The organism is Pseudomonas sp. 2995-3 (genome assembly GCF_002742565.1).
Taxonomy (GTDB): domain Bacteria; phylum Pseudomonadota; class Gammaproteobacteria; order Pseudomonadales; family Pseudomonadaceae; genus Aquipseudomonas; species Aquipseudomonas edaphica.
Genome location: NZ_LJSB01000066.1, coordinates 39,298 through 53,769, shown reverse-complemented (window position 1 = coordinate 53,769; position 14,472 = coordinate 39,298). Strand labels below are relative to the sequence as shown.

Annotated in this window: 11 protein-coding genes; 8 read left to right on the top strand and 3 right to left on the bottom strand. The window is 61.2% G+C overall.

From position 1 onward, the window contains the following. Positions 1-16 precede the first annotated feature (16 nt). Positions 17-472: a YkvA family protein gene (locus AOA62_RS03625; RefSeq protein ID WP_017136376.1), complete on the bottom strand. Its 456-nt coding sequence runs from the start codon at positions 470-472 to the stop codon at positions 17-19. Positions 473-867: 395 nt separating this feature from the next. Beyond that, complete coding sequence (locus tag AOA62_RS03620) at positions 868-1,608, bottom strand: FKBP-type peptidyl-prolyl cis-trans isomerase (protein WP_017136377.1); 741 nt, start codon at positions 1,606-1,608, stop codon at positions 868-870. Between the two features lie 258 nt (positions 1,609-1,866). Between AOA62_RS03620 and AOA62_RS03615 the strand changes: the two genes are divergently transcribed. The 8 genes from AOA62_RS03615 (at position 1,867) to AOA62_RS03580 (ending at position 13,514) form a co-directional block, all read left to right on the top strand. Continuing rightward, positions 1,867-3,678: a di-heme-cytochrome C peroxidase gene (locus AOA62_RS03615; RefSeq protein WP_017136378.1), complete on the top strand. Its 1,812-nt coding sequence runs from the start codon at positions 1,867-1,869 to the stop codon at positions 3,676-3,678. After that, positions 3,675-4,838, top strand: coding sequence for a catalase family protein (locus tag AOA62_RS03610; protein WP_017136379.1), 1,164 nt, complete (start codon positions 3,675-3,677; stop codon positions 4,836-4,838). Before AOA62_RS03615 ends, AOA62_RS03610 begins: the two co-directional genes overlap by 4 nt. Before the next feature lie 498 nt (positions 4,839-5,336). Next, on the top strand, positions 5,337-5,498 hold the full coding sequence (gene kdpF, locus AOA62_RS32630) for a K(+)-transporting ATPase subunit F (RefSeq protein ID WP_368665703.1): 162 nt from the start codon (positions 5,337-5,339) through the stop codon (positions 5,496-5,498). Positions 5,499-5,605: 107 nt separating this feature from the next. Further along, positions 5,606-7,312 carry a potassium-transporting ATPase subunit KdpA gene (kdpA, locus tag AOA62_RS03600; RefSeq protein ID WP_099547873.1) on the top strand — a complete coding sequence of 569 codons (1,707 nt, stop codon included), beginning with the start codon at positions 5,606-5,608 and terminating at the stop codon, positions 7,310-7,312. Between the two features lie 10 nt (positions 7,313-7,322). Continuing rightward, positions 7,323-7,970: a potassium-transporting ATPase subunit KdpC gene (gene kdpC / locus AOA62_RS03595; RefSeq protein ID WP_099547872.1), complete on the top strand. Its 648-nt coding sequence runs from the start codon at positions 7,323-7,325 to the stop codon at positions 7,968-7,970. A gap of 11 nt (positions 7,971-7,981) precedes the next feature. Next, positions 7,982-10,051, top strand: coding sequence for a potassium-transporting ATPase subunit KdpB (kdpB, locus tag AOA62_RS03590; RefSeq protein WP_099547871.1), 2,070 nt, complete (start codon positions 7,982-7,984; stop codon positions 10,049-10,051). Between the two features lie 122 nt (positions 10,052-10,173). Further along, positions 10,174-12,825: a sensor histidine kinase KdpD gene (locus AOA62_RS03585; protein ID WP_099547870.1), complete on the top strand. Its 2,652-nt coding sequence runs from the start codon at positions 10,174-10,176 to the stop codon at positions 12,823-12,825. After that, entirely contained in the window at positions 12,822-13,514 is a 693-nt protein-coding gene (locus AOA62_RS03580) for a response regulator (RefSeq protein WP_017136385.1), read from the top strand. The genes AOA62_RS03585 and AOA62_RS03580 overlap by 4 nt, the downstream gene beginning before the upstream one ends. Here AOA62_RS03580 and AOA62_RS03575 read toward each other — a convergent pair. Next, on the bottom strand, positions 13,474-14,397 hold the full coding sequence (locus AOA62_RS03575) for a LysR family transcriptional regulator (protein WP_099547869.1): 924 nt from the start codon (positions 14,395-14,397) through the stop codon (positions 13,474-13,476). The two genes, AOA62_RS03580 and AOA62_RS03575, sit on opposite strands and share 41 nt — an antisense overlap. Positions 14,398-14,472: the final 75 nt, after the last annotated feature.

Sequence of the window (14,472 nt, the reverse complement as noted above, 5' to 3'; positions counted from 1 at the left end):
GGGGATATAAGCGTGTTCAGTTTTTTTGCGGGTTTTCCTGGGCCAACAGCGCAGGCGTCGCAGGCAGCCGCTCAACCACCGCGAGTTTTTCCGGGCGCTGGGCGTCGCGCCAGGCGCGAAACGCGCTCAGTTCGCCGTCCAGGGTCTTCATGACCCATGCCAGCACGGCAATGTCATCGAGCATGCCGAACACCGGGATAAAGTCCGGGATCGCGTCAATCGGGCTGAGGAAGTACATCAGCCCCGCCACTACCGAGATCAGCGCCTTGGGGCTTATGGCGCGATACTCACCGCGCCAGTAAGCCAGGCACAAGGCCTGGAGCAATTTGAGATCATCCTTGAGTTTACCCAGCCGATTGCCCTGGCTTGAGCCTTTGGCGGCCACGGCGAACAGCAGGGTCGGCAACCGGCCACGACCAAGCAAGCGTGCGGCCATGGGCAGGAAACGGGTGAAATTGAAGGGTGGTTTCATCGGTCACTCCAGTTCCAGGCGACATAAAAGGTTATCCACACAAATTGTGGATAACCTTGTGAACAGAGCCTGTTTTATCGGCTGAAAGCCGCGATTTACAAGGCTTGCAGTCAGATCGGGCGTTTTTTGCGCACATAAAAAAAACCCAAGAATTCATTGACTTGGCATTGATGTGCGGCTACCCGTGCTCGAGTCTTATATCAGACTGTGACAGTTTCCAGGGGTTCGGTCGGATTTGCGATCCTTACCACGCTCTGGGTGGGAATGCCGCCCCAAGGCACATGTGACGCAGAGCGTCACCGGATGTGTTCCCACGCAGAGCGTGGGAACAATCATGCAAACGCCAGAAACAACAACGCCCCGTAAAAACGGGGCGTTGTGTGTTCAGGTGCCGATTACTTCTTGGCAGCTGGCGCCGCAGGTGCGTCAGGGGCTTCAGCCTTGGCTGGGTCCTTGATGGCCAGCAGTTCCAGGTCGAATACCAGCACGGAGTTGGCTGGAATCGCCGGGCTCGGGCTCTGTGCGCCGTAGGCCAGGTCGGACGGGATGTACAACTCGACCTTCTCGCCCACGTGCATCAGTTGCAGGCCTTCGACCCAACCCGGGATCACGCCGCTGACCGGCAGGTCAATCGGGCTGCCGCGATCTACGGAGCTGTCAAAGGTGGTGCCGTTGGTGAGCTTGCCGGTGTAGTGAACAGTCACTACGTCGGTCGGCTTAGGCTGAGCGCCGTCGGCCTTCTTCACGATCTTGTATTGCAGACCGGAAGCGGTAGTGACCACGCCGTCTTTCTTGGCGTTGTCTTCGAGGAATTTCTTGCCGGCGGCTGCCGACTCTTCGCTCATTTTGGTCATGCGTTCTTCAGCACGCTTTTGCAGTGCGGCAAACGCTTCAACCAGTTCGTCGTCCTTCAGCTTCTGTTCTTTCTTGCCGACGGCATCTTCGATGCCTTGGGCTACCGCTTTGGAGTCCAGGTCATCCATGCCTTCTTGAGCAAGGCTTTTGCCCATGTTCAGGCCGATGCCGTAGGAAGCTTTCTGCGCCGGGGTTTTCAGCTCTACGCTGGTCTGCGAATCACAACCCGCAAGTACCAGGCTAACCAGGGCCACCGCCGCCGCCAACCGATGCTGTTTCATGCTATTTCCTTGTTCGTGCGCCAAAAGGGCATTCGAGTAAAGTCGCGAGCTTATCAGGCGGCCACGACCAATGGCTACCGGCATGTGAGCAGGAAACTTCTGATAAGTTCACGTGTTTAAAAGCATTTTCATTCATTATGGAGGCCCGCGAAGGATCGCGGGACCATTCGCAACCAGGCTGCTGGCCACTTGCCGCACCTGTGACGCAATGGCATAAGAACGCTACAACTCGACAAGGCCGAGACAAGGATAGCCATCTTGCGCATTTTTTCCCGTGTTTTACTTCTGATATTGCTCGCCCTGGGTTTGCTGCTGGGCGTGGTCCTCTATTACACCCTCAACCCCAAGCTGCCGGACTACGTGCCCGTGGAGCAGGTGCACTATCAGCAACAATGGAGCGAAGCCGATCGCCAGACCTACTACTTCACGCCCCAGGGCACCCAGGTAAAAGGCCTGCATTACGACTGGTTCACCGCCCTCGAACTGCCCTTTTCGGACCGGCGTTTTGCCACACCCGACTACCTCGCACGCTTCGGCTTTCTGGTCGATCCCAAGCAGGTGCCCAGCGCACAAAACCCCGGCAACCTGCCGGTGGGTTTCGCCCGGCACCAGAACGCCGGCAGCCAGGTGCAGTACCTGGACATCACCTGCGCCGCCTGCCACACCGGCGAGCTGCACTTCAAAAACCAGGCGCTGCGCATCGATGGCGGTTCGGCCCAGCATGTGCTGCCGTCCAGCGTACCGACCCTGCGCGGAGGCAGCTTCGGCCAGGCGCTGGTGGCCAGCCTCGCCGCCACCTATTACCTGCCCTGGAAGTTCGATCGCTTCGCCCACAACGTGCTCGGCCACGACTATGACGATCACAACAAGCAACAACTGCGTCAGGACTTCAAGCAGTCGCTGAACCAGTTCCTTAAAGTTGCCTGGAACGACACGCACCGTGGCCTCTACCCCACCGAAGAAGGCCCGGGCCGCACTGACGCATTTGGCCGCATCGCCAATGCCAGCTTCGGCGACGCTATCTCGCCGGCTAACTACCGGGTCGCCAATGCGCCGGTGGACTACCCGCACCTGTGGGATATCTGGACCTTCGACTGGGTGCAATGGAACGGTTCGGCCCAGCAGCCCATGGCACGTAACATCGGCGAGGCCTTGGGCGTGGGTGCGACCCTGGCCTTTTTCGACGCGGCCGGCCAACCCCTCCAGGGCGATGCCCGTTACCCTTCCAGCGTGCGCGTGCGCGACCTCAACCGGATCGAAGAAACCCTGCAACGCCTCAAGCCGCCGACCTGGCCGCAAGACCTGTTCGGCGCCATCGACAAGCCCCTCGCCGCCCAAGGCCGCGCGCTGTTCGCCGAGAACTGCGCCGGTTGCCATGTGCCTGCAGTCACGCAGGAAAACGGCCGCCCGGTGCAGCAACTGAAGATGTTGCCCGTGGACTACATCGGTACCGACCCAGGCACGGCCAATAACATCGCCGACCAGCGCTATGACCTCAGCGCCCTGCAGTGGGACCCGGAGGAACTGGCCAGGCTCAATGTCGAGCTGCACCCCACGCCCACCGCACCGCTGGACCTGCACAACCTGTCGGTGGCCCAAGGCCTGGCCTACGTCACTGCCTTCGTCGAAGCACACGCCTACCACGCCGCCGGTGTAACCCCGGCCGAACGCCCAGGCCTGGATGGTTTTGGCCTGCCCATCGGTGTACGTGAATTGCGCGCCTACAAGGCCCGACCGCTGGCCGGCGTATGGGCCACACCACCATTCCTGCACAACGGCTCGGTGCCGACGATCTATCAATTGCTCTCGCCCCAGGACGAGCGCAGCACCACCTTCTACAAAGGCACGTTCAATTACGACCCGCGTCATTTGGGCTTTGAAACGGGTGCGTTCAAAAACGCCTTTTTGTTCGATACCAAAATAACCGGCAACCACAACAGCGGTCACGAATTCCGTGATGGCAAACGTGGCAATGGCGTGATCGGCCGTGGCTTGCTGCCGCAGGAACGCTGGGCGCTGCTGGAATACCTCAAAGTGCTGGGCGGCCCGCTGGAGCAACCACTGCCATGATTATCCGATCTCAATACAACCAACGTTCGCTGCTCGCACGCCTCTGGCTACGCCTGGGCGCCTTTCTCGGTAAAACCCTGCTGTGGCTGCTGGGTTTGGGGCTGCTGGGCTGGCTGTTCGCCACGGCCTGGTTCGCCTGGCAACACAGCGGCCCGGTGTCGCCGGATGAACAGATCCCGCCCGGCGAAACAGCCATGACCCAAGGCATCATCCAGACGGCAGTGCGCATCGTCGATCAGCATCGCGAAGGCACGCGCTACCTGCGTGACGCGCATGCCAAGGCCCACGGCTGCGTGAAGGCCGAAGTCAGCGTGCTGACGGACCTCGACCCGGCGCTGCGCCAAGGCGTATTCGCTGAACCTGGCAAGACCTGGCAGGCGCAGATGCGCCTGTCCAACGGCAACGCCTACCCGCAGTTCGACAGCATCCGCGATGCGCGGGGCATGGCGATCAAGCTGCTGGATGTGCCAGGCAAACAATTGATGGCCGACCAACAGACGCGCACCGAACAGGACTTTGTGATGTTCAGCCACCCGAACTTTTTTGTCAGTGATGTGGCCGAATACGCGCAGAACATCGGTGCCCAGGCTGACGGCAAAAAGGTGTTGGCGTTCTTCCCTAAAGCCGACCCGCGCAGTTGGCAAGTGCGCCACCTGTTTATCGCCCTGGCCACCCTGGCGCCCGCTCCGGCGAGCCCGACGCAGACGACGTACTTTTCGGTTTCCCCCTACAAATTTGGCGCGGCAAATGCCAAGTTTCGTGTAGCACCCGACCCGCAGAGTTGCCCGGAATATGTGTTGCCCAAGCAGAATCAGGACCTGCCGAACTTTCTGCGCAGCGCACTGAACCAGCAACTGTCCACCGACCGTGTACCGGCGTGTTTTGTGTTGCAGATTCAGCGGCAAAATCCGCAGAAATTCATGCCGATCGAAGACACCAGCATCGAATGGAAGGAAAGTGATGCGCCCTATGAGACAGTGGCCAAGGTGCGGATTCCTGCGCAGGACTTTGATACGCCCGCGTTGAATCTTGCCTGTGATAACCAGTCGTTCAACCCGTGGTTCGGGCTGGAGGCGCATCGGCCGATTGGTGGGATTAACCGGTTGCGCAAGGCGGTGTATGAGGCGGTGAGCGACTATCGGCATAGTCGGAATTTGTGAGGTTATGATCGTTCCCACGCTCCGCGTGGGAATGCCGTCTTGGACGCTCTGCGTCCGCAGTTAAGGGGCGTGACGCGGAGCGTCACAGGATGCATTCCCACGCAAAGCGTGGGAACGATCGAACAGAAAAGCCAATCACCGTAAAGAATCCGTATAAATCCGAAGTTCCCCATAACGATTACGTCGCCTCTATTGAACAACTAAGCCCTAAACTCTACCGTCACTTCCCACCTCCAAAACCCGTAGGAAGTCATCGTGGAAAGTTCAACTTTAGGCATGGTCGTCCTGTCAATGATTGCGCTCTTCGGCACCGCCGCGTTTTGCTTCGAACACCTCGCCACCCGCAGCGAGAAGAAAAAGAAAGCCAAATAAGCTGGTCAACGAAATCAGCAGAACCCCAGACTTTCAAGGGATCAGCCACCCGCGGGCTATCCCTTGTTTTCGTGCGCCCTGCTTTAAACCTTCTATATACCGTCTTAATACCGCCCGCCGTAATCAGTGCCCGAGCTTGATACAAGAGCGCCTAACCTCCCCGGCTTACTCAACAAGGGGAGTTACACCGTGCTGACACTAACGTTCATTTATGTGGCCAGCGGCTTATGCGCCGTGGGGCTGTTCGCTTACTTGGGCTACGCCCTCATTCGCGCCGAAAAGTTCTAGGGAGCCCGCCATGTACGACGTGATGTTTATGGGCCTCTCCCTGGTGTTTTTTGTTGCGACTGCCATGGCCATTGTCGCCATGGGCAAGCTTTGAACGGAGCCACGACATGCTAAGCACTTTGCTGGAATTTGCGCTGGTCCTGGGGTTGATGACCGCGCTTGCCGTGCTCATGGGCAAGTGGCTGACCCGGGTATTCACCGGGAACCGCCATGCCCTGCCGGAACGTTTTACCTACCGCCTGCTGGGCATCAACCCATTGGAAACCATGAGCTGGGGCCGCTACGGTTCAGCGCTGTTGCTGTCGAACGCGGCGATGATGCTGCTGGGCTACAGCATCCTGCGCCTGCAGGCGGTAACGCCGATCAACCCCCTGGGGTTGGCTGCGCAAACCCCGGACCTGGCGTTCAACACCGCCGTGTCCTTTATCACCAACACCAACTGGCAGGCGTATTCGGGCGAAACCAGCCTGTCGAACTTCAGCCAGATGGCGGTCATTACCTTTTTGATGTTTGTCGGTGCCACCTCCGGCGTGGTGGCGGCCGCCGGTTTTATACGTGGCTTGAGCCGCTCAAGCGCGGCCGATATCGGCAACTTCTGGGTCGACTTCACCCGCACGCTCTACCGCGTGATGCTGCCGCTGTGCGTGGGCATGGCGCTGGTGTATGTGTGGCAGGGCATGCCGCAAACCTTAGCCTCCCAAGCCCTGGCGACAACATTGGAAGGCGCGCAACAACAGCTGATCGTCGGCGCGGTTGCGAGCTTTGAATCGATCAAGCACATCGGCACCAACGGCGGCGGTTTCTTCAGCATGAACGCCGCGCACCCGTTCGAAAACCCGACGCCGCTGACCAACATCCTGCACATCCTCAGCATGCTGTTGATCCCCTCGGCGCTGACCTACACCTTTGGCAGCATGCTGTTGCAACGTCGTCAGGGCTGGGTGTTTTTCGGCACCTTCCTGGTGATGTTTATCGGCTTTCTTGCGCTTGTGTATGGCGCCGAGCAAACCGGCAACCCGTTGCTGACCCAGGCCGGCGCCAACCAGGTGCTGTCGATCGAGCAAAGCGGCGGCAACATGGAAGGCAAGGAACTGCGTTTCGGCATTGCCGACAGCAGCTTGTTTATCGCCACCACCACGGCAGCCACCACCGGCTCGGTCAATACCATGCACGACTCGCTGACGCCCATGGGCGGCTTCGTGCCCCTGGCGCAGATGATGCTCAACTGCGTGTTCGGCGGTGACGGCGTGGGCTTTATCAACCTGATCCAGTACGCGCTGCTCACGGTGTTTCTGGTGGGCATGATGATCGGCCGCAGCCCGGAATTTCTTGGCAAGAAAATCGAGGCCCGCGAGATGAAACTGGTGATGCTCTCGGTGCTCGCGCACCCGGTCAGTATCCTGGGTTTCACCGCCCTCGCCGCCCTGTGGCCAGACACCCTGGCCAGTCTCAACAACCTTGGCCCGCACGGTTTCAGCGAGGTGCTGTACGCCTACACCTCCGGCACCGCCAACAACGGTTCGGCGTTCGCCGGGCTGAATGCCAATACACCGTTTTTTAACACCACCATTGGCCTTGCGATGCTGATCGGGCGCTTCTTCACGATGCTGCCGATGCTCGCCGTGGCCGGTTCCCTGGCGATGAAAAAAACCGTGCCGGCCGGCGCAGGCACCATTCCTACCGCGACCCCGCTGTTCATGTTGCTGGTGGTGTTCGTGGTGCTGGTGGTCGGTGGCCTGACCTTCTTGCCCGCGCTCGCGCTTGGCCCGCTGGTGGAGCAACTGCAGTTGCTGTCCGGCCAGACCTACAACTAAGGACATGTTGATGACCACTCAATCGATCTTCAAAGGGCTGCTGCGCCCGGTGCTGGTGTCGGCGGTGTTTTTCATGCTGCTGACCGGGCTGGCTTACCCGGCGTTCACCACCGTGGCCGCGCAATGGCTGTTCCCGTTTCAGGCTCAAGGTTCGCTGATTGAACGCGATGGGCGGGTGATCGGCTCGGTGCTGATCGGCCAGAATTTCACCAAGCCGGAGTACTTCCAGGGCCGCCCCAGCATGACCCTCGGCGCTGATCCGCAAGACCCGAGCAAAAGCGTGCCGCAGCCCTACAACGCAGGCGCAAGCGGCGCCAGCAACCTCGGCCCCACCAGCCAAAAACTGCTCGACCAGGTGGCTGCCCGCGCCAAAGCCTATCGCCAGGATAACGGCCTGGCCGCTGACGCCCCGGTGCCGGTGGACGCAGTCACCGCCTCAGCCTCTGGCCTCGACCCGCATATCTCGGTGGCCAACGCCCGGCTGCAGTTGGCACGGGTGGCGCGCTTGCGGCACATCGCCGAACCCGAACTGCTGCAACTGCTCAACGACCACACCGCCGCACGCACCTTCGGCCTGCTCGGCGAGCCCCGGGTGAATGTGCTGCAACTCAACGTGGCGCTGGATGCGCGTCAGCCCTCTATTGCGCTCAGTGAGTAAGAGATTCCTTCATGAAAAATGCTCGTTTACCTCTGTTTGACCGGCGCATCGTGCTGACTGCCGGCGTCGATGCACTGAAGAAATTGCTGCCCCAGGCCCAGTGGAAAAACCCGGTGATGTTCGTGGTGTACCTGGGCAGCATTCTCACCACCTTGCTGTGGTTCCAGTCCCTGGGCGGCAAGGGTGAAGCGCCCAGCGGTTTTATCCTCAGCATCACCTTGTGGCTGTGGTTTACCGTGCTGTTCGCCAACTTCGCCGAAGCCCTGGCCGAAGGGCGCAGCCGTGCCCAGGCCGCGAGCCTGCGTGGCATGAAACGCCAGACCCTGGCCAAATTGCTGCAGCAACCGCGCCACGGCGCAGCGTGGCTGCCGTTGGAGGCGAGCCTGCTGCGCAAGGACAACGTAGTGTTGATCGAAGCCGGTGATCTGGTGCCGCTCGACGGCGTGGTGATTGAAGGCGTGGCGTCGGTGGATGAAAGCGCAATTACCGGCGAATCGGCGCCGGTGATTCGCGAGGCCGGTGGCGACTTTTCGTCGGTCACCGGCGGCACGCGGGTGCTGTCGGACTGGCTGGTGGTGCGCATCAGCGTCAACCCCGGCGAATCGTTCCTGGACCGCATGATCTCGATGGTCGAATCGGCCAAGCGCCAGAAGACGCCGAATGAAGTCGCGCTGACGATTCTGCTGGTGGGCCTGACCGTGTTGTTCCTGCTGGTGATCGCCACGCTGAGCCCCTACTCGATCTTCGCCGTGGCCATGAGCGGCAATGGCAGCGTGATCAGCGCCACGGTGTTGGTGGCGTTGCTGGTGTGCCTGATCCCCACCACCATCGGCGGCCTGCTCTCGGCCATCGGCGTGGCGGGCATGAGCCGCATGATGTCGGCCAATGTGATTGCCACCTCCGGCCGTGCCGTCGAGGCGGCGGGTGATGTCGACGTGTTGCTGCTGGACAAGACCGGCACCATCACCTTGGGCAATCGCCAGGCAAGCAGCTTTTTGCCGGCACCCGGCGTGAAGGAAGCCGAACTGGCTGACGCCGCGCAACTCGCCTCACTGGCAGACGAAACCCCGGAAGGCCGCAGCATTGTGGTACTGGCCAAGCAAAAATTCGACATCCGTGCGCGGGACATCAACGCCCTGGGCGCACGCTTTGTGCACTTCACCGCGCAAACCCGCATGAGCGGCGTCGACCTGGCCGAAGGCCGGGCGATTCGCAAAGGCGCGGCGGATGCGATTCGCAGCCATATCGAAACCCTGGGCGGGAGTTTCCCGGCGGCATTGCAGGCCAAGGTCGATGAAGTCTCGCGGCGCGGCAGCACACCGCTGGTGGTCAGCGACGGTGCCAAGGCCTTGGGCGTGGTTGAGCTTAAGGACGTGGTGAAAGGCGGCATCAAGGAACGCTTCGCCGAGTTGCGGCGCATGGGCATCAAGACCGTGATGATCACCGGCGACAACCGCCTGACCGCCGCTGCGATTGCGGTGGAAGCCGGTGTCGATGACTTCCTCGCCGAAGCCCGCCCGGAAGACAAGCTGCAACTGATCCGCGACTACCAGGCCCAGGGCAAGCTGGTAGCCATGACCGGCGACGGCACCAACGACGCACCTGCGCTGGCCCAGGCCGACGTGGCCGTGGCGATGAACAGCGGCACCCAGGCGGCCAAAGAGGCCGGCAACATGGTCGACCTCGACAGCAACCCGACCAAGCTGATCGAAGTGGTCGAGGTCGGCAAACAGATGCTCATGACCCGTGGCGCGCTCACCACGTTCAGCGTGGCCAATGATGTAGCCAAGTACTTCGCAATCATCCCGGCGGCGTTTGTCGCCACCTACCCACAGCTGGGCGCCTTGAACGTGATGCACCTGAGCAGCCCCAATTCGGCAATTTTGAGCGCGGTGATTTTTAACGCGCTGATCATTGTCGCGTTGATTCCGCTGGCCTTGCGCGGTGTGAAGTACCGGGCCATCGGCGCGGCGGCGTTGCTTAACCGCAACCTGTTGATCTACGGCCTGGGCGGCGTGCTGGTGCCGTTTGCGGGGATCAAGGTGATCGACATGCTGCTGAGTGGATTGGGCTTGGTGTAACACCACAAACCCAATGTGGGAGCTGGCTTTTTGGGGGTGCTTCGCACCCCAGCGCAAGCAAGCTTGCTCGCCACAACAAGCCAGCTCCCACAGTTAATCGTGTTGTATTCAACAGGAAGAACATGCCCGCACTCAACCACGAACGCCCCGACCCCGACGCCTTGCTCGCGCGGGTACAGCTCGAAGAACAGGCCGCCTTGCGCGGCAAATTGCGTATTTACTTCGGCTCAAATGCCGGGGTGGGCAAGACCTGCGCCATGCTCGCGGCGGCGCAACGCGAAGTCGCCCTGGGCCGTGATGTGATTGCCGGCGTAGTAGAAACCCACGGCCGCACGGAGACTGCCGAGCGGCTCGACGGCCTGGAGCAACTGCCCCGCGCTGCCTTGCTGCACCACGATTTTGCGCTCAGCGAATTCGACCTCGACGCCGCGTTGCGCAGGCAGCCCGCCGTATTGCTGGTGGACGAGCTGGCCCACAGCAACGCGCCTGGCTCGCGGCATCCCAAACGCTGGCAAGACGTTGAAGAACTGCTCAGCGCCGGTATCGATGTATGGACCACGCTCAACGTCCAGCACCTGGAAAGCCTGAATGATCTGGTCAGCGGCATCATCGGCATTCGCGTGCGCGAAACCGTACCGGACCACGTGTTTGATAACGCCCATGACGTGGTGGTGATCGACCTGCCGCCCGACGATTTGCTGCAACGCTTGAAGGACGGCAAGGTCTATCTCGGCCCGCAAGCGGAGCGCGCCGCACAGCATTTTTTCCGCAAGGGCAACCTGTTGGCCCTGCGCGAGCTGGCGCTGCGGCGTACGGCGGATCGGGTCGACGCGCAAATGCGCGTGTACCGTCGCGAACAGTCGATCAAAGCCTTGTGGCCAGCCCGCGAACGCTTGCTGGTGGGTGTAGCGGGCGACGCCGGTGATGAACGTCTGGTGCGCGAAGCTGCACGATTGGCGCAAAAGCTCGAAGCTGACTGGATCGTCGTGCATGTCGCAACGGCCCAAGGCAACGGCGCCAAGCGTTACCTCACGGCGATGAAAACCCTGAGCCTGGCCAGCGAATTCGGCGCTGATACCGCGACGCTGCCGGGCATGGACGTGGCTGAAGCCCTAGCCGCCTGCGCCCGCGAACACAACGCCAATCGCCTGGTGCTCGGCCATCATCCGCGCCAGGCGTGGCGCTTCTGGCATCAGTCGGTCAGCGACCGGATCAGCCGACATCACCCGCAGATCGATCAGATCGTGATCGCTCACAGCGTCTTGCCCGGGCCTGCGCCTACCCTCGAAAAACCCTCGCTGCCCCCCGGCCGCGCCTTGGCCTACCTGTGGGCCACGCTTGCCTGTTTCAGTGCCAGCGCCGTCGCTGCATTGCTGCTGCAAGTGTTCGACCTGGCCAACGTGGTCATGCTGTTTTTGCTCACCGTGGTGCTGGTGGCCTTGCGTTATGGGCGCGGCCCCGGTGTGTGGGCGGCAATGCTGGCGGTGCTGTGTTTCGACTTCTTTTTCGTACAGCCGCGCTACTCGTTCACCGTCAATGACACTCAGTATTTCTTCACCTTTGCGCTGATGCTCGGCATTGCCTTGATCACCGGGCAACTCACCGCCCGCCTGCGCCATGAAGCACGCACGGCGGCCGCGCGCGAACGGCGCGCTACCTCTTTGGCGCGGCTGGCTCGCGACTTGTCGGCGGCACTGACCGTAGAGCACATCAGCGAAGTCGCGCTGCGCACCTTCAGTGGCGTGTTCGAAGCACGGGTCGGCTTGGCGTTGCCGGACGCCGCCGATGGCGTGCACAGCGTGAGTGCCAGCGGCTTGCCGATTGACGAAAGCATCGCCCAATGGACTTACGACCATGGCCAAGCCGCAGGTCATGGCACCGACACCTTGTCAGCAGCCAAAGGTTGTTACTTACCGCTCAAAGCGCCGATGCGCGTGCGCGGCGTGCTGGTACTGGAACTGGCCCAGAGCGAGCGCCTGAACGACCCGCAGGAGCGCCGTCTGCTGGAAGCCTGCATGAGCCAATTGGCGATTGCGCTGGAGCGCGTGCATTTCGTCGAAGTGGCGCAAAGCACGCTGGTGCAGATGGAAGGCGAGAAGATGCGCAACACCCTGCTCGCCGCTATTTCCCACGACTTGCGCACGCCCCTGACCACCCTGATCGGCGCCGCCGACACCGCCCTGCCCCATGCCCCGCCAGGTCCGCTGACCGAATTGCTGCACGGCATCCATGAACAAGCTACATCGATGCAGCGGCTGATCGAAAACCTGCTGGACATGGCGCGCATGCAAGAGCGCGGCGTGCGCCTGAACCGGCAGTGGCATTCGCTGGAAGAAATCGTCGGCAGCGCCCTGCGCCAGTTGCGTGAGCCGTTGGCACACCACCGCGTGCAAACCCTGTTGGATTCACAGTTGCCGCTGGTGGATATCGACGCCCTGCTGATCGAGCGGGTGCTGGTTAACCTGCTGGATAACGCCGCCAAATACACGCCGGCGGGCACCCTCATTACCGTCACTGGCAGCAAAGTTTCGGACAGCATCGTGCTGGAAGTCAGCGACAACGGCCCGGGCAAGGCTCCCGCCAACCTGTTCGAACCTTTCGCACGTGGCCAGCAGGAATCTTCCGTCACGGGCATCGGCCTGGGCCTGGCGCTGGCCAAACGCATCGTTGAGGCCCATGGCGGGCATATCCACACCCACCCGCTTGAGACGTGCGGCATGCACTTCATCATCACCTTACCGGCCGGCACCCCGCCGGCCATGGAAAACCTATGAGCACTGCACGCATTTTGATTGTTGAAGACGAAGCCAATATCCGCCGCTTTGTCGGGATCGCCCTGCAAGATGAAGGCTTTCAGGTGTTCGAAGCCGACAGCGTCAAACGTGCGCTGATTCATGCCGCCAGCCGTCAACCGGACCTGGTGATCGTCGACCTCGGCTTGCCCGATGGCGATGGCAAGCAACTGATCAGTGAGTTGCGTGGTTGGCTGGCGGTGCCGATTCTGGTGTTGTCGGCGCGTGATCGCGAAGAAGAGAAAGTCGCCGCTTTGGACGCAGGGGCCGATGATTACCTGACCAAGCCGTTCGGCGTGCCCGAATTGCTCGCTCGCATCCGCGCACAACTGCGCCGGCACGGGCAGACGGGCGCTGTGGCGGCGACCAGCAAGGTGGCGTTTGGCGAAATTGAAGTCGACCTGTCGACCCACGAAGTGTGGCGCCAGAGCCAGCCGGTGCACCTCACACCCATCGAGTACCGCCTGCTCTGCGCAATGATTCGCGGCCAGAGCCGGGTGCTGACACATCGGCAGTTATTGCTCGAAGTGTGGGGGCTGGACTACGTCGACCGCCCGCACTATCTGCGTGTACACATGGCGCACTTGCGGCAAAAGCTGGAGGCGGATCCGGCGCAGCCACAGCATTTTATTACCGAGTTGCAGGTGGGGTATCGGTTGATGGGGCTGTGAACAGGCGTTCAGCAACAAAGTCCACAAACACCCGGATCTTTGGCGACAGGTGCCGGCTGGAAGGCCACAGCGCCCAGAATTGGCCTTGGTCATCAGAGTGCCCGTCCAACACGGTTTCCAACTGCGCCTGGGCCAGCGCCTCACGGGCCAGGAAGTCCGGCACGTAAGCGATGCCATGGCCATCGATTGCGGCCCGAAGCATCGCTTCCATATTGTTCAACGTCAGCGCCGTGGGCAGCCGTAATTGGGTGATCGCCGGGTTGGCGGATAAGGTCCACTCCATGATTTTGCCGGTGGTGGCGAAGCGATAACGCAGGCATTGGTGGCGCTCAAGGTCACTGAGGGTTGCTGGCCGACCGTTCGCACGCAGGTACTCAGGCGATGCACACAACACAAAGCGAAATGGCCCGAGTCGGCGCGCCATCAAGGTCGAATCGGCCAGACCGCCGCTGCGGATCACCACGTCGAAGCCTTCCTCGATCAGATCCACCAGGTGGTCGTTGAAATCCAGCTCCAACTCAATTTCCGGGTAGGTCCGCCTGAAGGCGACCATATGCGCAAATAGAAACCTGTAACCGATGGTGGGCAGGCTGACCCGCAACTTGCCGCGGGGGGCCTGCATGGCATGGGAGAGCATGGCGCGGGCGTCCTGCAGGTCATCGAGAATTTTCCGACAGCGCTCGTAGAACAACTGGCCTTCAGCAGTCAGGCTGACTTTGCGCGTGCTGCGGTGCAACAACCGCACATTCAACGACGCTTCCAGCTTGACCACATTTTTGCCCACCGCCGAGGCGGAAATGCCCATCGCCCGCGCCGCGCCTGTGAAGCTGAGCGCTTCAGCGGTTTTCACGAAGGCGATCACACCGCTGAGATTGTCGCTCATACCAATGCATCCAATTTGTCCGTTATGTGTGGAATGTAGGCCCATTTATCCGCCATTACATCCTGACTAGAGTCT

Bases quoted from the DNA above. Each gene is read 5' to 3' on its own strand.
- AOA62_RS03620 (WP_017136377.1), bottom strand. From the start codon at position 1,608: ATGAAACAGCATCGGTTGGCGGCGGCGGTGGCCCTGGTTAGCCTGGTA.
- AOA62_RS03580 (WP_017136385.1), top strand. From the start codon at position 12,822: ATGAGCACTGCACGCATTTTGATTGTTGAAGACGAAGCCAATATCCGC.
- AOA62_RS03610 (WP_017136379.1), top strand. From the start codon at position 3,675: ATGATTATCCGATCTCAATACAACCAACGTTCGCTGCTCGCACGCCTC.
- AOA62_RS03625 (WP_017136376.1), bottom strand. From the start codon at position 472: ATGAAACCACCCTTCAATTTCACCCGTTTCCTGCCCATGGCCGCACGC.
- kdpB (WP_099547871.1), top strand. From the start codon at position 7,982: ATGAAAAATGCTCGTTTACCTCTGTTTGACCGGCGCATCGTGCTGACT.
- kdpC (WP_099547872.1), top strand. From the start codon at position 7,323: ATGACCACTCAATCGATCTTCAAAGGGCTGCTGCGCCCGGTGCTGGTG.
- kdpA (WP_099547873.1), top strand. From the start codon at position 5,606: ATGCTAAGCACTTTGCTGGAATTTGCGCTGGTCCTGGGGTTGATGACC.
- AOA62_RS03575 (WP_099547869.1), bottom strand. From the start codon at position 14,397: ATGAGCGACAATCTCAGCGGTGTGATCGCCTTCGTGAAAACCGCTGAA.
- AOA62_RS03585 (WP_099547870.1), top strand. From the start codon at position 10,174: ATGCCCGCACTCAACCACGAACGCCCCGACCCCGACGCCTTGCTCGCG.